Genomic DNA, 17,507 nt, shown 5'->3' with positions numbered 1-17,507 from the left:
CCATGGATCTCGAGACCTTCCGCAAGCTGGCGGCCGACCGCCGCGTCATCCCCGTCAGCCGCAGGCTCCTCGCGGACGGCGACACGCCGGTCGGGCTCTACCGCAAGCTCGCGGCCGAACGCCCCGGCACCTTCCTCCTCGAATCCGCGGAGAACGGCCGAAGCTGGTCCCGCTACTCCTTCGTCGGAGTCCGCAGCGACGCCACCCTGACCGTGAAGGACGGCGAAGCCCACTGGCTGGGCACCCCGCCCGTCGGCGTCCCCACCGACGGCGACCCGCTCCAGGCCCTGCGCGCCACCGTCGAGACCCTCCACACGCCCCGGAGCCCCGAGCCCGGCATGCCCCCCTTCACCGGCGGCATGGTCGGCTACCTCGGCTACGACATCGTCCGTCGCCTGGAGAAGATCGGCGACTCCACCCGCGACGACCTGCAGCTCCCCGAGCTGACCATGCTCCTCACCAGCGACCTCGCGGTCCTCGACCACTGGGACGGCTCGGTCCTGCTGATCGCCAACGCGATCAACCACAACGACCTGGAGACCGGCGTCGAGGAGGCGTACGCCCACGCCGTGGCCCGCCTCGACGCCATGGAGGCCGACCTCGCCCGCCCGGTCGCCGCCGCCCCCACCGCGCTCCCCGCCTCCGAACTTCCCGAGTTCTCCGCGCTCTGGGGCGGCCCGGCCTACCAGGACGCCGTCGAGGACATCAAGGAGCGGATCCGGGCCGGCGAAGCCTTCCAGGTCGTCCCCTCGCAGCGCTTCGAGACCCCCTGCGAGGCCTCCGCGCTCGACGTCTACCGGGTCCTGCGGGCCACCAACCCCTCCCCGTACATGTACCTCTTCCGCTTCGAGAACGGCTTCGACGTCGTCGGATCCAGCCCCGAGGCCCTCGTCAAGGTCGAGGACGGCCACGCCCTCCTCCACCCCATCGCCGGCACCCGGCACCGCGGCGCCACCCCGCAGGAGGACCACGACCTCGCCGAGGAGCTGCTCGCCGACCCCAAGGAGCGGGCCGAGCACCTCATGCTCGTCGACCTCGGCCGCAACGACCTCGGCCGGGTCTGCGCGCCCGGCTCGGTGGAGGTCGTCGACTTCATGTCCGTCGAGCGCTACTCGCACGTCATGCACATCGTCTCCACCGTGACCGGCAGGGTCGCCGACGGACGGACCGCCTTCGACGTCCTCACCGCCTGCTTCCCGGCCGGCACGCTCTCCGGCGCGCCCAAGCCCCGCGCGATGCAGATCATCGAGGAGCTCGAACCCTCCCGGCGCGGCCTCTACGGCGGATGTGTCGGTTATCTCGATTTCGCCGGCGACGCGGACACGGCCATCGCCATCCGCACCGCGCTCCTCCGGGACGGAACGGCGTACGTGCAGGCCGGAGCGGGTGTCGTCGCGGATTCCGATCCGGTTGCCGAGGACAACGAGTGCCGCAACAAGGCCGCCGCCGTGCTCCGCGCCGTACACACCGCCAACCGGATGAACGGCTCCTGAGTCCGTAGGGGATAGTGGGGTACGTGAGTGCCGTACCCGTACCCCAGCCCCGGGCCGCCCGAGTGGCCGTCCCCTCCGGCGGCCGCCGCAGCCTGGCCGCGGCCCTCCTCCTCGGCGCCCTCGGCGCCACCGTCGTCCTGCTCTCGGCCGGCCAGATCTGGGCGGAGGGCACCGCGTCCGTCGGCGGCGGCACCGTCCCCGTCGAGGCCGACGGCGGCGCCGTCACCGGGGTGCCGACCGCCCTCGCGATCGTCGGACTCGCCGCGCTCTTCGCCGTCTTCGCCGTCCGCCGCACCGGCCGCACCCTCGTCGCCGCGCTCCTCGCGCTGAGCGGCGCGGGCGCCGCGCTCGCCGCCGTCCTCGGCGCCTCCGACAGCGCCGCGCTCGACGCCGAGGCCGCCCGGATCAGCGGCGACACGGCCGCCGCCGTGGCCGGTCTGACCCACACCGCCTGGCCGTACGTCACGGCCGCCGGGGCCGTCCTCATCCTGCTCGCCGGCCTCCTCGCGCTGCGCTTCGGCACGACCTGGCCCGCGATGGGCGGCCGGTACGAGCGGTCGGGGACCCCGCGCACCGCGCGCAAGGCCCCCACCGTCGACCCCGACCGGCCCGAGGACCTCTGGAAGGCCCTGGACCGCGGCGAGGACCCCACCCGGGGCGAATGACCGGCCTGAGGGCCGAGTCGGCGCGACCGGCCGCGGAGTCCGTCCGGAGAGCCCGTCCGGAGAGTTCGGTGGGAGTGGCGCGCCGCGACGCGTGATCGTCCGGGCACCCCCGATTCATCCTCGCGTGCCCGCGTGCGGGACAATGGGCACCGAGTGTCCGCGCACGCGAGACCTCACCATCGAGCAACTGCAACGAGGAGCAACTCATGGCGGGCAGCGCCCACGGACACACCCCGGCCGCCTGGACCGGTGTCATCATCTCCTTCATCGGCTTCTGCATCGCCGGCGTCTTCATGGTGGCCGCCAACCAGCCCGGATTCTGGGCCGGCGTGGGTGTCATCGTCCTCGGCGGCATCGTCGGCGGCGCGATGAAGATCGCGGGCCTCGGCATGCCGAAGGAGTCGGCGGCCGTCGCCGCCGCCCGCGAGGTCGCCACCGCGACCGCGCAGGCCCGTTCCTGACGCGACACGCAGCACCCGAGAGCGCAGTCCGGCCGTGCCGGGCTGCGCTCTCGCGCGTCAGGGGCGAGAATCACCGGGTGGACCCGCAGCCGACGGCCGAAGCCGAGACCGACGCAACTCTCGCCCGACCGGGTGAATCCGCCCGGACGGCCGCTCACGGCCCGGCCGCGCCTGCAGACCCCCTGGCAGCCGTGCCCCCGGGTCCCGCGGCGTTCGCGCCCCCGGGTCCCGCGGCGTTCGCGCCCCCCGGCTCCACCACGGCCGCGCCCCCGGGTCCCGCGGGGTTCCCGGGAGGCCCAGCGCCCTCCGGGCACCTCGCTCCACAGAGGCCGCGGCCGAGGCCGCTCGGCCGCCGGCTCCTCCCGCCGGTCGCGACCCTCGCCGGGGTCGCCGCCGCCTTCGCCTACGTCGGGGCCGTCGACCCCAACGAACCCGGGCACTACCCCGTGTGCCCCATGCTCCGCTTCGCCGGCGTCCTCTGCCCCGGATGCGGCGGACTCCGCAGCGCCCACGCCTTCGTCCACGGCGACCTGCCGGCCGCCCTGGGCGCGAACGCCCTCGCCGTCGTCGGTTACGGGGTCTTCGCCGTCGTCATCGCCATGTGGCTGGTTCGTGCCTTCCGCGGTGTGCCGATGCGCCTCGCGATCTCCCCGGTCTGGTGGTGGGGGATCGGGGCCGTACTCGCCCTCTTCACCCTGGTCCGGAACCTCCCCCTCGGCTCAGCACTGGCCCCCTGAGGGGCCCGCGCGCTCCCGGTCGAACCCCGACGGGAGTCCCAGCAGGTGGGACGCGACTCCGGCCGATGCGAGTCCGGGGCCGTCCTGCGGATAGGATCGATGTGGCTGAACCTGGTTCATCATCACCATCACCGTCCCGGAAGGGGGCCCCTCGCGTGAGTGTGCTCGACGAGATCATCGAAGGCGTACGCGCCGACCTCGCAGAGCGGCAGGCGCGGGTCACCCTCGACGAGCTCAAGGAGCGCGCCGCCAAGGCGCCGCAGGCCAAGGACGGCGTCGCCGCGCTGCGTGGCGACGGCGTCAAGGTGATCTGCGAGGTCAAGCGCTCCAGCCCGTCCAAGGGTGCGCTCGCCGCGATCGCCGATCCGGCGGGACTCGCCGCGGACTACGAGGCGGGCGGCGCGGCCGTCATCTCCGTCCTCACGGAGGAGCGCCGCTTCGGCGGCTCCCTCGCCGACCTGGAGGCCGTGCGCGCCCGGGTCGACATCCCGGTCCTGCGCAAGGACTTCATCGTCACCGCGTACCAGCTCTGGGAGGCCCGGGCGTACGGAGCGGATCTCGCGCTCCTCATCGTCGCCGCCCTGGAGCAGGAGGCGCTCGTCTCCCTCATCGAGCGTGCCGAGTCCATCGGGCTGACCCCGCTGGTCGAGGTCCACGACGAGGAAGAAGTCGAGCGTGCCGTCGACGCGGGCGCCCGCATCATCGGCGTCAACGCCCGCAACCTCAAGACCCTCAAGGTCGACCGCTCCACCTTCGATCGCGTCGCCCCCGAGATCCCGGCGGGCATCGTCAAGATCGCCGAGTCCGGTGTCCGCGGCCCGCACGACCTGATCGCGTACGCCAACGCCGGCGCAGACGCGGTCCTGGTCGGCGAGTCCCTCGTCACCGGCCGCGACCCGAAGGCCGCCGTCGCCGACCTGGTCGCCGCCGGGGCCCACCCGGCGCTCCGCCACGGCCGGAGCTGACCGCACCATGACCCTCGTCCGCGCCACGCCGACCGCCCTGGGCTCCGCCCCGGGCGGGCCGGTCGTGCCCGCGGACGCCTCGGGGCGCCGTGGCCGTCTCCGTACGGCCGCCGCCCCCGTCTCCAAGCACGCCCCGCTGGCCAGGGGCTGCCGACCGCGTGGCTGCCGCGCACCCGCCCGCCGTGTCCACGGCCGCCGGGTCCGGTACGTGATCGGCGACGAGCCGGGCCAGGTCAACGGCATGCGATGGCGCCCGCGCCTCGCGCGCACCTCCACGTACGACGCATAGCCGACACCTGAGCCGAGCCCTAGCTGCATGGGCCCGTGCCCTCGGTCCGAGCTTCCGCCTCCCGTGCAGGCCCGCCGCCCGTGCCGTGCCCACCTCCGATGGCCGCACCGCTCGCACCGCCGCCCACCCCGTGTGGACCCGGCCCCGCCCGCGCCGCTGCCTCCCCGGAGCAGGCCCGCCCCGCTCGCGCTGCTGCCCACTCCATGTGGATCCCGCACCGCTCGCGCCGGTGGGCCGCACCCCGCTCGCGCCGCTGTCCACCCCGTGTGGGCATTCGTCCCGCTGGGCTGGGGGTTCCCCCCTCTGGGGGGAGGGTGGGCACACGGGGCGGCGCCCTCTGCGGGCGCCTCCGCCTCCTGTACCGGCCCGCACCACCAGCGAGCCGAGCACGGGGTGCGGGTCCAGGCGCGGGAGCCTAGGCCCGGCACGGGGCGCCGTCCCGTTGTGCCCACCCTCCCCCAGAGGGGGGAACCCCAGCCCCGCGGGACGATTGCCCACAACGGGCGGGGAGCACCGCACCGGGACGGGCTGCGCCCGCAACGGGCGCGGCACAGGCCGGGGCGTTGGCGTAGGTGGAAGGCTCGCGCGCATACCGTGACCATCAACCACACGTATCCCGGGGCACCCGCCCCGCGAGGAGCATCCGCATGACCAGCGAGTTCTTCATTCCGGACCCGGAGGGTCAGGTTCCGACCGCCGAGGGCTACTTCGGTGCCTACGGCGGCAAGTTCATCCCGGAGGCGCTCGTCGCCGCCGTCGACGAGGTCGCCGTCGAGTACGACAAGGCCAAGTCCGACCCCGAGTTCGCCCGCGAGCTCAACGACCTCATGGTCAACTACACCGGCCGCCCGAGCGCCCTCACCGAGGTCCCCCGGTTCGCCGAGCACGCCGGCGGTGCCCGGATCTTCCTCAAGCGTGAGGACCTCAACCACACCGGCTCCCACAAGATCAACAACGTGCTCGGTCAGGCCCTGCTGACCAAGCGCATGGGCAAGACGCGGGTCATCGCCGAGACCGGCGCCGGCCAGCACGGCGTTGCCACCGCCACCGCCTGCGCCCTCTTCGGTCTCGAATGCACCATCTACATGGGCGAGATCGACACCCAGCGCCAGGCACTCAACGTGGCCCGGATGCGGATGCTCGGCGCCGAGGTCGTCGCCGTGAAGTCCGGCAGCCGCACCCTCAAGGACGCCATCAACGAGGCGTTCCGCGACTGGGTCGCCAACGTCGACAGGACGCACTACCTGTTCGGCACCGTCGCCGGCCCGCACCCCTTCCCCGCCATGGTCCGCGACTTCCACCGGGTCATCGGCGTCGAGGCCCGGCGCCAGCTCCTGGAGCGCGCCGGCCGCCTCCCCGACGCGGCGATCGCCTGCGTCGGCGGCGGGTCCAACGCCATCGGCCTCTTCCACGCCTTCGTCCCGGACGCGGGCGTGCGCCTGATCGGCTGCGAGCCGGCCGGCCACGGCGTCGAGACCGGCGAGCACGCGGCCACCCTGACGGCCGGCGAGCCCGGCATCCTGCACGGCTCGCGCTCGTACGTCCTCCAGGACGAGGAGGGCCAGATCACCGAGCCGTACTCGATCTCGGCCGGCCTCGACTACCCGGGCATCGGCCCCGAGCACGCGTACCTCAAGGACAGCGGGCGCGGCGAGTACCGAGCCGTCACCGACGACGCCGCCATGCAGGCGCTCCGCCTGCTCTCCCGCACCGAGGGCATCATCCCGGCCATCGAGTCGGCACACGCCCTCGCGGGAGCCCTGGAGGTCGGCAAGGAGCTCGGCAAGGACGCCCTGCTCCTCGTCAACCTCTCCGGGCGCGGCGACAAGGACATGGACACGGCCGCCCGCTACTTCGGCCTGTACGAGACCGACACCGAGGTCGCCGCGGACGCCGGGGCCGACGACGCCGCGGAGATCGAGAGGGACGCGAAGTGAGTGGGAACATCCAGCTGCTGAGCGAGACCCTCGCCAAGGCGAAGGCGGAGAACCGGGCCGCGCTCATCGCGTACCTCCCGGCCGGCTTCCCGACCGTCGACGGCGGCATCGCGGCGATCAAGGCCGTCTTCGACGGCGGCGCCGACGTGGTCGAGGTCGGTCTGCCGCACAGCGACCCGGTCCTCGACGGCCCGGTCATCCAGACCGCCGACGACATCGCCCTGCGCGGCGGCGTCAAGATCGCCGACGTGATGCGAACGGTCAAGGAGGCCCACGCGGCCACCGGCAAGCCGGTCCTCGTCATGACGTACTGGAACCCGATCGACCGCTACGGCATCGAGCGCTTCACCGAGGAGCTCGCCGCGGCCGGCGGCGCGGGCTGCATCCTGCCCGACCTGCCGGTCCAGGAGTCCGCCGTCTGGCGCGAGCACGCCGACAAGCACGGTCTCGCCACCGTCTTCGTCGTCGCGCCCAGCAGCAAGGACGAGCGCCTCGCCACCATCACGGCGGCCGGCTCCGGTTTCGTCTACGCCGCCTCGCTCATGGGTGTCACCGGCACCCGCGAGTCGGTCGGCGAGCAGGCGGCCGACCTCGTCCGCCGCACCCGCGCCACCTCCGGACTCCCGGTGTGCGTCGGGCTCGGCGTCTCCAACGCCACGCAGGCCAAGGAGGTCGCCGCCTTCGCCGACGGCGTCATCGTCGGCTCCGCCTTCGTGCAGCGGATCCTCGACGCCGACGGTGACGAGGCCGCCGGGCTCGCCGCCGTAAGGGAACTGGCGGGCGAACTCGCCGCCGGTGTGCGTCGCGTTTCGTAACCCATCCGGGTGGATCTGGGACCGGGGAGGCACGTACGTGCCTCCCCGGTTCGTTGCTGTGGGCGTGAGCGAGAAGAACCGTGGTGACGGTAACCGGAGCGCGCGGGAGCGCCTCCAGCAGCAGCGCGAGCGCGACAAGGCCCGCGAGAAGCAGCGGCGCGTCCTCATCGTGTCGGCGGCGGTCGTCGGCGTCCTCGGCCTGGCCGCGGTCGTCGGAGTGATCGCGGCCAACAGCGGCGACGACGGCGGATCGGACACGGCGGGTCCCGTGGTGGCACCGTCGGGGTCCGTCGAGGGTGACAAGCCAGCCGTCCCCACGGGCAAGACGGACGCCCCCTCGACGCTCGCGATCTGGGAGGACTTCCGCTGCCCGGCGTGTGCCCAGTTCGAGAACGTCATGCGGGACACCATCCACGAGCTGGAGGCGTCCGGCGCGCTCAAGGCCGAGTACCACCTAGCCACCCTCATCGACGGGAACATGGGCGGCAGCGGCTCGCTCCGCGCGGCGAACGCGGCCGCGTGCGCGCAGGACGCGGGGAAGTTCACCGCCTACCACGACGTGCTCTACATCAACCAGCCGCCGGAGACGGACGACGCCTTCGGGAAGAACGCCAAGCTGATCGAGCTGGCGGCGAAGGTGCCCGGACTCGACACGCCCGCATTCCGCAGCTGTGTCGAGGAGGGCACGCACGACAGCTGGGTGGAGAAGTCCAACGAGGCCTTCAGGAACGGCGGCTTCCGCGGCACGCCGTCCGTCCTCCTCAACGGCGAATCGATCTTCCCGACGAAGGGGAGCGAGCAGATCTCCCCGGAGAACCTGAAGAAGTGGGTCGCCGAGGCCAACAAGGGCAAGAAGCCCGGCACGGCATCCGCCCCGGCTCCCGCGGCTTCTTCGGCGGGTTAGTTACCCAGACGTTGCCGGGTGGGCTGCCGTCGCGCCCGCCCGGCAGGGTAGCGTCGGTCCTGCCATGGACCTTGCCTACATTCCCAGCCCGTCGACCGGCGTGATCAACCTCGGACCGATCCCGCTGCGCGGCTATGCCTTCTGCATCATCATCGGTGTCTTCGTCGCCGTCTGGTACGGCAACAAGCGGTGGATCGCCCGGGGCGGCACCGCCGGCACCGTGGCCGACATCGCCGTCTGGGCGGTGCCCTTCGGCCTCGTCGGCGGACGCCTCTACCACGTGATCACCGACTACCAGCTGTACTTCAGCGAGGGTGAGAACTGGGTCGACGCCTTCAAGATCTGGGAGGGTGGCCTCGGTATCTGGGGCGCCATCGCGCTCGGCGCGGTGGGTGCCTGGATCGGCTGCCGCCGCCGGGGCATCCCGCTCCCTGCGTACGCGGACGCCATCGCGCCCGGTATCGCCCTCGCCCAGGCCATCGGCCGCTGGGGCAACTGGTTCAACCAGGAGCTCTACGGCAAGCCGACCGACCTGCCCTGGGCCCTGAAGATCACCGAGAGCGCCAACCGCGAGGCCGGGCTCTACCACCCGACCTTCCTCTACGAGTCTCTCTGGTGCGTCGGCGTCGCCGCCCTCGTCGTCTGGGCCGACCGCCGCTTCAAGCTCGGCCACGGACGCGCCTTCGCGCTCTACGTCGCCGCGTACTGCGCGGGCCGCGGCTGGATCGAGTACATGCGTGTCGACGAGGCGCACCACGTGCTCGGCCTCCGGCTGAACGTGTGGACGGCGATCATCGTCTTCCTGCTCGCGGTGACCTACATGGTCATCTCGGCGCGGATCCGGCCGGGACGCGAGGAGATCGTGGAGCCCAAGGCCGGGAAGGCCGAGGCGTCCGGGGAGGCCGCGGACCTCGCGGCGGCGATCGGCCTGGACCTCGACCCCGACGGACCCGAGGACGCCGTCTCCGACGCGGTCCCGGACTCCGACGCCGCCCCGGACTCCGACGAGGACGTGGACGGGGACGTCGACCACGGTGCCGGCAACGGCGCCGGGTCCGCCGCCAAGGGCTGACCCCCAGTCGTCACAGGGCCGCCGGGACCGAGAGGTTCCGGCGGCCCTTTCGCGTACGGCGGCCCTTTCGCGTACGGCGCCACGGGAGTCAGGCCGTGCGGGAGGCGAGGGCGAGGACCCGGTGGGCACCCTCCACGACCGCCGCGTCGACGAAGCGGCCGTCGGAGAGAGCCAGGGCTCCCGGGTCCGTCCCCGCCGCCGCGACGACCTCACGCGCCGCGTCGACCTCCTCCGGAGTGGGGAGGTAGGCCCGCTCGATGACGGGGAGCTGGCGGGGGTGGATCGCCGCCCGGCCGAGGAAGCCCATCGCCCGGCCCCGGGCGCAGCCGGCGGCCAGGGCGTCGAGGTCGCCGATGTCGGGATGGACCGACTGCGCGGGGGGCGGCAGGGCCGCAGCGCGGGCCGCGACGACCAAGCGACCGCGTGGCCAGTCGAGGCCGCTGTCGTCCCGTAGCCCCAGGTCGGCCCGGAGGTCGGCCTCGCCGAGCGCGATGCCGCGCACGGCGGGGTGGGCGGTGGCGATGGCGTAGGCGTGCTCCACGGCGAGGGCGTTCTCCAGGAGCGGGTAGAGGGGGAGACCGGGGGCGAGGCCGGCGATCCGGTGGATGTCAGTGGCGTGTGTCACCTTGGGTACACGGAGACCGCAGAGGCCGGGGAGGGGGGCCAGGGTGGGGATGTCGAGCAGGGAGTGGACGCGGACGTGCACCGGGACGGGGTGGGTGTCGGCGAGCAGATCGACCGTGGCGTCGAGGGCGTACGCCTTGCGGTGCGGGGCGACCGCGTCCTCCAGGTCGACGATGACGACGTCGGCGCCGGAGGCCAGGGCCTTGAGGACGACCCCGGGACGGTCGCCCGGCGCGTACAGCCAGGTGAGGGGGGTGCGCGGGCGCACGAGGCCGGCGATACCGCGTGGATCGCTCATACCGCTCCCTGGCTGCGGAGGGCGTCGATCTCGGCGGGCGTGAGGCCGAGCTCGGTGAGGACGGCCTCGGTGTCGGCGCCGTGGGGGCGGCCGGGCCAGCGGATCGCCCCGGGTGTCTCGGAGAGTCGGAAGAGCACGTTCTGCATCCTGATCGGGCCGAGTTCCGGGTCCTGTACCTCGGTGACGGTGCCGAGCGCCCGGTACTGCGGATCGTCGAGGACGTCCCGGACGTCGTAGACCGGGGCGATGGCGGCTTCGGCCTTCTCGAAGGCGGACATGGCCTCGTCGCGGGTGCGGCGCGCGATCCAGGCGCCGACCGCCTCGTCCAGGACGTCCGCGTGCTCGGCGCGGCCCGTGCCGTCGGCGAACCACGGCTCGTCGATCAGCTCCGGACGGCCGACGAGCCGCAGCACGCGCTCGGCGATCGACTGGGCGGAGGTGGAGACGGCCACCCAGGAGCCGTCGGCGGTCCGGTAGGTGTTGCGGGGGGCGTTGTTGCGGGAGCGGTTGCCGGTGCGGGGCTGGACGTAGCCGAGCTGGTCGTACCAGAGGGGGTGGGGTCCGATGACGGAGAGCATCGGTTCGATGATCGCCATGTCGACGACCTGGCCGCGGCCGGTCGTGGTCCTGGCGGTGAGCGCGGTCATCACCGCGTACGCGGTGGCGAGGGCGGCGATCGAGTCGGCCAGGCCGAAGGGGGGCAGGGTGGGCGGGCCGTCGGGCTCGCCGGTGATGGCGGCGAAGCCGCTCATCGCCTCGGCGAGGGTGCCGAAGCCGGGGCGGTGGGCGTACGGGCCGAACTGGCCGAAGCCGGTGACGCGGGCGAGGACGAGACGGGGGTTGACGGCGGAGAGCTCCGCCCAGCCCAGACCCCAGCGTTCCAGGGTGCCGGGGCGGAAGTTCTCCACGATCACGTCGGCCTCGGCGGCCAGCCCGAGGAGGGTGTCCCGGCCGCCCGGCGCGGAGAGGTCGAGGGTGATCGTCCGCTTGTTTCGGCCGAGGACCTTCCACCACAGACCGACGCCGTCCTTGGCGGGGCCGTGGCCGCGGGACGGGTCGGGCTTGCGGGGGTGCTCGACCTTGACGACGTCGGCGCCGAAGTCGCCGAGCATCGTGGCCGCGAGCGGGCCGGCGAAGAGGGTCGCGAGGTCCAGGACGCGCAGTCCGCGCAGGGGAGGCGTGGCCGGGGCGGGGGTCGTGGGGGCGTGCTGCGTGGTGGTCATACGGGGTCGGCCTCCAGGTCGCCGAGGGAGCCGAAGGCCGCCTCGATCTCGGTCCGGTAGGGCATCGAGGTCGACGCGCCCTCGCGCTGGACGGAGAGCGCGGCGGCGGCCTGCGCCCAGGCCAGCGCCTCGGGGACGGGCCGGCCCTCGCCGAGGGCGACCGCGAGGGCGCCGACGAAGGTGTCGCCGGCCGCGGTGGTGTCCACGGCCCTGACGCGGGGGGCGGGCACGGTGACCGGTTCGGCGCCGCGCGCCGCGTACAGGCTGCCGGACGCGCCCAGGGTGACGACGACCTCGGGGACGTCCCGCAGCAGGGCCTGGGCGGCGGCGCGCGGGTCGGTGTGTCCGGTGAGCGCGGCCGCCTCGTGCTCGTTGGGCACCAGCAGGTCGGTGGCGGCGAGGAGTTCGGGAGGGAGCTGCTGGGCCGGTGCGGGCGTGAGGACGGTGCGGACGCCGAGGCGGCGGGCGGTCGCGGCGCCCTCGGTGACAACGGAGAGGGGGAGTTCGAGCTGGAGGAGCAGGGTGTCGGCGGTGCCGATGAGGGCCTCGTCGCCGTGGCTGAGGGAGGTGACGGTGGCGTTGGCTCCGGGGACGACGACGATCGCGTTGCCGCCCTCGTCGTCGACGACGATGTGGGCGGTGCCGGAAGGGCCCTCGGCGGTGCGAAGGAGGTCGGTGTCGACGGCGCAGTGCTCCAGGTTGGACCGGAGGCGTACGCCGAAGTCGTCCGCGCCTACCGCGCCGATCATCGCCACCTCGGCGCCGGCGCGGGCGGCGGCGACGGCCTGGTTGGCGCCCTTGCCGCCGGGGACCGTGCGGAACGCGCGGCCGGTGACCGTCTCGCCGCGGGCGGGCGCCCTCGATACGTAGGCGACGAGGTCCATGTTCATGCTGCCGAGTACGACGATGCTGGTCATGGGCGTACAGCCTCCAGGTGGGTCAGTTCGGCCAGGGTGTCGAAGCCGATGCCGTCGAAGGACGGGACCGAGGTCGCGAGCCGGTTCTTGAGGGGGGCGGTCCACCGCTCGGGCAGCCGGTCGGGGTGCCCGGCGAGCAGCCCGGCGACCGAACCGGCGGTGGCGCCGTTGGAGTCGGTGTCCCAGCCGCCGGAGACCGCCGCGCAGACGGAGCGGGTGAAGTCGCCGTCGGCGTGGGTGAGGGCGGCGGTGAGGAGCGCGGCGTTGGGGACGGCATGGACCCAGTGGTACCCGCCGAGCTCGGTGTGCAGGCGGTCGACGACGGTGTCGAAGTCGCGCTCCTCGCGGGCGGACGCGATGCCCAGGCGGACGGCTCCGGCGAGGCGGGAGCGGGGCGGGACCACCGCGAGTCCGGCGGCGAGCGAGCGGTGGACGTCGGCGGTGCCGGTCGCGGCGGCGGCGAGGGTCGCGGCGACGAACATGGCGCCGTAGACGCCGTTCCCGGTGTGGGTGAGGACCGCGTCCCGGTAGGCCTGCGCGGCGGCGGCCGCCGGGTCGCCGGGGTGGGTCCAGCCGTGGACGTCCGCCCGGATCTGGGCGCCGATCCACTCGCGGAAGGGGTTGCGGTGGACGGCGGTGAGCGGGGGCTCGACGCCGTCGAGGAGGTTGCGGTAGGCGACGCGCTCGGCCGTGAAGGTGCGGCCGGCGGGGAGTTCGTCGAGCCAGAGGCGGGCGACGTCGGCGGTGGTGAAGTCGCGTCCGTACCGCTGGAGGAGCAGCAGGTTGAGGAGGGGGTAGTTGAGGTCGTCGTCCTCGGGCATCCCGTCGATGTTCTCGGCGAGGGAGGTGGCGGCGGAGCGTCGGTTCCAGGGGTGGGCGGCGAGCAGCTCCGGCGGTACGCCGCGGGCGGTGAACCAGGTGGAGAGCGGCCAGTTGCCGGTGGCGCGGGCGAGGGAGCGGATGGCGGCGAGGGGCAGTTTCTCGACGGGCTTGCCGAGCAGGCACCCAGCGGCCCGTCCGAGCCAGGCGGCGTGCAGCCGGTCGCGGAGGGCGTCGCCCCCGGCCGCCTCGGAGTCCGGCGGAGGGAGGGCCTGCGGGGCCGCCAGGGACCGGATCTCGGGGAGGGAGGTCGGCTCGTCGTCCGGCACGGGGGTGGGGAGGTTCGCCAGGGAGCCGAGGAGTTCCTCCGCCAGGGGACGGAGGTCCGGGCGGGGGAGCTCGGAGGCGCCGGCCGTCTCCGGGGCCGGCGGGCCGCCCGCCTCGTACCAGCGGGCCGCGAGGGCACGGGCGTCGCGGCCGTCCTCGGCGGCCTGGCGGAGCTCGTGGCCCACCAGGTCCTCCGGCTGCACCCAGGTCAGCCGGAGGTTCACCGGTCCGCGCTCGCCAGCGTCGCGAACGCCGACTCGTGCGCCCGGCGGAGCTCCACGTCCCGGGCGAAGACCTCGCGGGTCACCCGGGCCAGTGCGGCCGCCGGGGCGTGCAGGTCGAGCCGGCTCGCCTCCGCGACGCGCTTCGCCCAGTCGGACGGCACGGCGGCCTCGCCGTGCAGCGCGCCGGCGATCGCGCCCGCCATCGTGGCGATCGAGTCGCAGTCGCGGCCGTAGTTGACGGCGCCGAGGACCGTACGCCGGAAGTCGCCCTCGCCGACGAGCAGCATGCCCAGGGCGATCGGCAGCTCCTCGATCGCGTGCAGCCGGGAGGGGCGGCGGGCGCCGAGGGAGGGGGACCGGTAGTCGGGGCCGACCGTGTCGAAGGGGGCCACCGCCGCGCGGAGCGGGCTGAGGGCGGACTCGAAGTCCGTGTGCCGGACGGCCACTTCGGCGACCGCCTCGACCGCGGACCGGGTGCCGTCCTTGGCGAGGGAGAGGGCCGTGTCGACGACCGAGGAGGGCGTCGCGCCCGGCGCGCAGGCCGCGGCGACCGCCGCCGCGAACACGCCGGCCGCCTCCCGCCCGTACGAGGACTGGTGGGCGCCGGCGATGTCGAGGGCCTCGGCGTACGCGGCCGCGGGGTGGGCGGCGTTGACGAGTCCGACCGGCGCCATGTACATCGCGGCGCCGCAGTTGACGATGTTGCCGTCGCCGGCCTCGCGCGGGTCCACGTGGCCGTAGTGGAGCCGGGCCACGAGCCACTTCTCGGCGAGGAAGATCCGCTGGAGGGGGAGGGCCTCGGCCTCCAGCTCCGGGATCCAGACGGGGGAGCCCATGAGTTCGGGGACGAGGAAGTCCGCGACCGCGTACGCGTCGAGGTGGCCGCGGACCTTCTCGTAGACCCTGATCAGGGCGTGGGTCATCAAGGTGTCGTCGGTGACGTGCCCGTCGCCCTTGTGGTACGGCGCGATGGGACGGGCGGTGCGCCATTCTTCGCCGTTCCAGGGACCGACGATCCCGGTGACGCGGCCGCCGTGACGCTCCAGGATCTGCTGGGGGGTGTAGCCCTCGACGGGGCCGCCGAGCGCGTCGCCGACGGCGGCCCCGAGGAGGCTGCCGGTGATCCGGTCATCCAGGGTGGGCACATCCAGTGTGGGTGTCATGTCGGAATTGTCCACCTGGGGAGGCCGGTTCCGTGGCTCCCAGGAGCCCGGCGAGTTCGACCAGGTCCGTCCCCGCGAGCCGGGGCAGCGCGCACCCCGCGAGCGTCCGGCAGGCCTCGCGCCAGGTCGGGGGCACCGAACGGCCGCCGCCCAGCGCGCCGGTGAGCGCGCCTGCGAGCGCGGGGGCGGAGTCCGCGACCCGGGAGAGACAGACGGCGGCCGGTACGGCGGCCGTCATCTCGCCCCGGGCGGCGGTGGCGAGGGCGAGGGCGACCGGAACGGTCTCGGCGGCGGCGATCCCGTAGCTGTAGACGTGGTCCACGATCTGGTGCTCCAGGAGCGGGACCAGCTCGAAGGCCGAGCCGGCGGTCCTGGCCAGCTGCACCGCGTACCGGGCGTTGCGGCCGATCTCGGTGGCGGGCGGGAGTTCGGCGAGGGCCGCGCCGACGGCCTCGTCGACGGTCGCCCCGCCGAGGGCCGCAGCGACCGCCGCCGCCGTCGCGCGGGCGCCGTGGACGCCGTCCCCGTCCTGGGTGTACCGGGCGTCGAACTCGGCGAGTTCGGCGGCGGCGCGCGGGTCGCCGGGGTGGACGACGGCGAGGACGGCGGCCCGGACGCAGGCGGCGTCGTCGAAGTAGTGCGGGTTGTCGTGGCCGGTGGCGGGCGGGCGCAGACCGGTGGCGAGATTGCCGAGGCCCGCGCGTACGGAGATCCGGGCGCGGAGGGGGAGGACGGCGGACTCGACCTCGGGGGCGCGGTCGGCGGCGGCGGCGACCTGGCCCGCGAGGGCGTTCCAGGCGAGGTCGACGGCGGCGCGCAGGCGGCGGTCCGGAGGGAGGCCGGCGAAGAAGGGGCCGGCGGCGGCGAGGACCGCCTCGGCGGTGAAGGCGGCCCACTCGGCGTCGTCGGAGGGGCCGAGGCGGAGGGGCTCCGGGGGCTGGTTGAGGGCGATGGGGACGGGGAGGGTGGTCGTGGCGTTCTGCTCGGCGAAGGTGTCGAGTTCGCGGGTGAGGCGGCGGGTCCATTCGGGCATGCGGGCGGCTCTGTGGCGGGCGGCGGGCCAGCCGGCGGCGTCGCCCGCGGCGAGGCCGAGGAGAAGGCCCTCGGTCCTCTCGCGGCTCGCCCTGCGGGGCTCGTCGGCCGGCACGGCCTCGTGGGCGCCGCCCCAGGTGCCGGTGACCCGCACCAGGGGTTGCCCCGGCGAGCCGAGGTCCGGCACCAGGGTTACCACCAGGTCCTGGTGAGCACCGGTCGCAGGGCCGGAGCCCGGCACCGGGGGCTGTGCCCACCCTCCCTCGGAGGGGCGACCCTCAGGCCCTGCGGGACGATCGCCCACAGCGGCCGGGAGGCTGCCCGTGGTGGCGGGGCTCGCGGGTGGCGTCGTGGTCGTCGTGTCTCCGCTCATCAGGAGTCCCCCTCCGGGGTCAGCAGGTCCGCGACGTCCAGGATGTGGTAGCCGCGCATGGAGGGCAGGCAGCTGCCCGTGACCGGGGCGATGGCCGTGGCCCAGTCGGTCGGGATGGAGCTCAGGCCACCCGCCGCGCCGGCCAGGGCGCCCGCCACCGCTGCCGTCGTGTCGGCGTCGCGGCCCATGTTGACCGCGGTCAGGACCGCCGTACGGAAGTCCCCGCGGGCCGCCGCGAAGGCGCCGAAGGCCAGGCCCACCGCCTCCGGGGCCAGGTCCGTCCACGGGTAGCCGCCGATGACGACCGCCGAGCGGACCTTGCGCTCGCGGGTGAGTGGGTCCGGCTGGACGCGCTGGGCGGCGACGACCGCGCGGCGCAGGGAGCGGGCCGTCCAGGAGTCCATCGGGACGACGGAGAGCGCCGCCGCGATGACCGAGGTCACGCCCGCGCCCGCCATCGCCGCCGCGACGCCCGCCGCGACGGCCTGGCCGCCGTAGATGCCCTCTCCCTCGTGGCTGACGCTGCCGTCGATCGCGACGAGGCGTGCCGCTTCCGCAGGCCGGCCGGCCGCGAAGACCCCGAAGGGCGCGGCGCGCATCGCGAGCCCGTCGCTCCAGGCGTGGCGGTGCTGGGCGGAGATGGGCGCGGCGAGGCCCCGGCGGAGGTTCTCCAGCGTGCCGCGCTCCGAGAAGCCCGCGCCGCGGAAGGGGCCTTCGTCGAGGTCGGCGATCCAGTGGTGCCAGGCCCGTTCGACGTGGTGGACGGTGAGCGCCGAGCCGTGCCGGGCGAGGAGCAGGGCCGAGAAGATCGCGTACTCGGTGTCGTCGGTGCCCGCCGGGCGGTCCGTCACGAAGCCCTCGATGCGGCCCCATCGGCGGCGGATCTCCGAAGGGCGCATGTTCTCGGCGGGGGCTCCCAGGGCGTCGCCGACGGCGAGGCCGAGGAGCGCCCCCCTCGCCCGTTCGCGCGTGTCGCATGCCGTGGTGGTCACCATCTCGCGGCCCCTTCCTCGGGTGGGGCGCGCGGTCGGCGCCCCGATGCCTGGATCTGTGCCACCGCCGGCCGTGAACTCGCCGAAGAAACGGTTCTGTCACCCGGCTGACGCCACGTGGGAATCCGGCGCGGGCAGTGAGGCGGGCCTTAGTAAGTACGGCCTGCCTTGCTGGCG

The 17,507-nt window shown here is 74.4% G+C and carries 17 protein-coding genes; 10 read left to right on the top strand and 7 right to left on the bottom strand.

What is annotated here, in order from left to right; all coding sequences use genetic code 11:
• The first annotated feature begins 2 nt into the window (after positions 1-2).
• From IE124_RS07235 to lgt, 10 genes are all read left to right on the top strand, one after another.
• The gene (locus tag IE124_RS07235) at positions 3-1,493 is read left to right on the top strand and encodes an anthranilate synthase component I (protein WP_189505958.1); all 1,491 of its coding nucleotides are present in this window, start codon (positions 3-5) and stop codon (positions 1,491-1,493) included.
• Positions 1,494-1,507: 14 nt separating this feature from the next.
• Positions 1,508-2,158: a TIGR02234 family membrane protein gene (locus IE124_RS07230; RefSeq protein ID WP_189505956.1), complete on the top strand. Its 651-nt coding sequence runs from the start codon at positions 1,508-1,510 to the stop codon at positions 2,156-2,158.
• A gap of 206 nt (positions 2,159-2,364) precedes the next feature.
• Positions 2,365-2,619, top strand: coding sequence for an HGxxPAAW family protein (locus IE124_RS07225; protein ID WP_189505954.1), 255 nt, complete (start codon positions 2,365-2,367; stop codon positions 2,617-2,619).
• A gap of 191 nt (positions 2,620-2,810) precedes the next feature.
• Positions 2,811-3,356, top strand: a complete 546-nt coding sequence (locus IE124_RS07220) for a DUF2752 domain-containing protein (protein WP_189505951.1) — start codon at positions 2,811-2,813, stop codon at positions 3,354-3,356.
• A 155-nt stretch (positions 3,357-3,511) separates the two neighbouring features.
• Positions 3,512-4,321 (top strand): indole-3-glycerol phosphate synthase TrpC, encoded by an 810-nt coding sequence (gene trpC / locus IE124_RS07215; protein ID WP_189505949.1) that lies wholly within the window; start codon positions 3,512-3,514, stop codon positions 4,319-4,321.
• A 7-nt stretch (positions 4,322-4,328) separates the two neighbouring features.
• A complete protein-coding gene (gene trpM / locus IE124_RS36000) occupies positions 4,329-4,610 on the top strand; it encodes a tryptophan biosynthesis modulator TrpM (RefSeq protein WP_189505947.1) in 282 nt (93 codons plus the stop codon).
• 647 nt (positions 4,611-5,257) lie between these two features.
• Positions 5,258-6,547 (top strand): tryptophan synthase subunit beta, encoded by a 1,290-nt coding sequence (gene trpB / locus IE124_RS07205; RefSeq protein ID WP_189505946.1) that lies wholly within the window; start codon positions 5,258-5,260, stop codon positions 6,545-6,547.
• A complete protein-coding gene (gene trpA / locus IE124_RS07200; RefSeq protein WP_189505945.1) occupies positions 6,544-7,362 on the top strand; it encodes a tryptophan synthase subunit alpha in 819 nt (272 codons plus the stop codon). Before trpB ends, trpA begins: the two co-directional genes overlap by 4 nt.
• 64 nt (positions 7,363-7,426) lie before the next feature.
• Positions 7,427-8,266 carry a DsbA family protein gene (locus tag IE124_RS07195; protein ID WP_189505944.1) on the top strand — a complete coding sequence of 280 codons (840 nt, stop codon included), beginning with the start codon at positions 7,427-7,429 and terminating at the stop codon, positions 8,264-8,266.
• A gap of 64 nt (positions 8,267-8,330) precedes the next feature.
• Positions 8,331-9,338 carry a prolipoprotein diacylglyceryl transferase gene (lgt, locus tag IE124_RS07190; RefSeq protein ID WP_189505943.1) on the top strand — a complete coding sequence of 336 codons (1,008 nt, stop codon included), beginning with the start codon at positions 8,331-8,333 and terminating at the stop codon, positions 9,336-9,338.
• An 88-nt stretch (positions 9,339-9,426) separates the two neighbouring features.
• Here lgt and IE124_RS07185 read toward each other — a convergent pair whose 3' ends face one another.
• From IE124_RS07185 to IE124_RS07155, 7 genes are read right to left on the bottom strand one after another with little or no spacing between them, the layout of a single operon-like run.
• Positions 9,427-10,260 (bottom strand): HpcH/HpaI aldolase/citrate lyase family protein, encoded by an 834-nt coding sequence (locus tag IE124_RS07185; protein ID WP_189505942.1) that lies wholly within the window; start codon positions 10,258-10,260, stop codon positions 9,427-9,429.
• Positions 10,257-11,483, bottom strand: a complete 1,227-nt coding sequence (locus tag IE124_RS07180) for a CaiB/BaiF CoA transferase family protein (RefSeq protein ID WP_189505941.1) — start codon at positions 11,481-11,483, stop codon at positions 10,257-10,259. The genes IE124_RS07185 and IE124_RS07180 overlap by 4 nt, the downstream gene beginning before the upstream one ends.
• Complete coding sequence (rbsK, locus tag IE124_RS07175) at positions 11,480-12,400, bottom strand: ribokinase (RefSeq protein ID WP_189505939.1); 921 nt, start codon at positions 12,398-12,400, stop codon at positions 11,480-11,482. The genes IE124_RS07180 and rbsK overlap by 4 nt, the downstream gene beginning before the upstream one ends.
• Complete coding sequence (locus IE124_RS07170) at positions 12,397-13,770, bottom strand: ADP-ribosylglycohydrolase family protein (protein WP_189505937.1); 1,374 nt, start codon at positions 13,768-13,770, stop codon at positions 12,397-12,399. The genes rbsK and IE124_RS07170 overlap by 4 nt, the downstream gene beginning before the upstream one ends.
• Positions 13,767-14,933 carry an ADP-ribosylglycohydrolase family protein gene (locus IE124_RS07165; protein ID WP_189505935.1) on the bottom strand — a complete coding sequence of 389 codons (1,167 nt, stop codon included), beginning with the start codon at positions 14,931-14,933 and terminating at the stop codon, positions 13,767-13,769. Before IE124_RS07165 ends, IE124_RS07170 begins: the two co-directional genes overlap by 4 nt.
• The gene (locus IE124_RS07160; RefSeq protein WP_370468738.1) at positions 14,899-16,338 is read right to left on the bottom strand and encodes an ADP-ribosylglycohydrolase family protein; all 1,440 of its coding nucleotides are present in this window, start codon (positions 16,336-16,338) and stop codon (positions 14,899-14,901) included. The genes IE124_RS07165 and IE124_RS07160 overlap by 35 nt, the downstream gene beginning before the upstream one ends.
• A complete protein-coding gene (locus IE124_RS07155) occupies positions 16,338-17,333 on the bottom strand; it encodes an ADP-ribosylglycohydrolase family protein (protein ID WP_189505933.1) in 996 nt (331 codons plus the stop codon). Before IE124_RS07155 ends, IE124_RS07160 begins: the two co-directional genes overlap by 1 nt.
• Positions 17,334-17,507: the final 174 nt, after the last annotated feature.

This window comes from Streptomyces narbonensis, from assembly GCF_014649015.1.
In the GTDB taxonomy this organism is placed as follows: domain Bacteria; phylum Actinomycetota; class Actinomycetes; order Streptomycetales; family Streptomycetaceae; genus Streptomyces; species Streptomyces narbonensis.
The sequence above is the reverse complement of the archived record's forward strand: the minus strand, read 5'-3'. Positions and strand labels throughout refer to the sequence as shown.

What these genes read in the sequence shown, in the direction of transcription:
- IE124_RS07235 (WP_189505958.1), top strand. Translation starts at nt 3, where the DNA reads ATGGATCTCGAGACCTTCCGCAAGCTGGCGGCCGACCGCCGCGTCATC.
- IE124_RS07225 (WP_189505954.1), top strand. Translation starts at nt 2,365, where the DNA reads ATGGCGGGCAGCGCCCACGGACACACCCCGGCCGCCTGGACCGGTGTC.
- trpM (WP_189505947.1), top strand. Translation starts at nt 4,329, where the DNA reads ATGACCCTCGTCCGCGCCACGCCGACCGCCCTGGGCTCCGCCCCGGGC.
- trpB (WP_189505946.1), top strand. Translation starts at nt 5,258, where the DNA reads ATGACCAGCGAGTTCTTCATTCCGGACCCGGAGGGTCAGGTTCCGACC.
- lgt (WP_189505943.1), top strand. Translation starts at nt 8,331, where the DNA reads ATGGACCTTGCCTACATTCCCAGCCCGTCGACCGGCGTGATCAACCTC.
- IE124_RS07185 (WP_189505942.1), bottom strand. Translation starts at nt 10,260, where the DNA reads ATGAGCGATCCACGCGGTATCGCCGGCCTCGTGCGCCCGCGCACCCCC.
- IE124_RS07180 (WP_189505941.1), bottom strand. Translation starts at nt 11,483, where the DNA reads ATGACCACCACGCAGCACGCCCCCACGACCCCCGCCCCGGCCACGCCT.
- rbsK (WP_189505939.1), bottom strand. Translation starts at nt 12,400, where the DNA reads ATGACCAGCATCGTCGTACTCGGCAGCATGAACATGGACCTCGTCGCC.
- IE124_RS07165 (WP_189505935.1), bottom strand. Translation starts at nt 14,933, where the DNA reads ATGACACCCACACTGGATGTGCCCACCCTGGATGACCGGATCACCGGC.
- IE124_RS07160 (WP_370468738.1), bottom strand. Translation starts at nt 16,338, where the DNA reads ATGAGCGGAGACACGACGACCACGACGCCACCCGCGAGCCCCGCCACC.
- IE124_RS07155 (WP_189505933.1), bottom strand. Translation starts at nt 17,333, where the DNA reads ATGGTGACCACCACGGCATGCGACACGCGCGAACGGGCGAGGGGGGCG.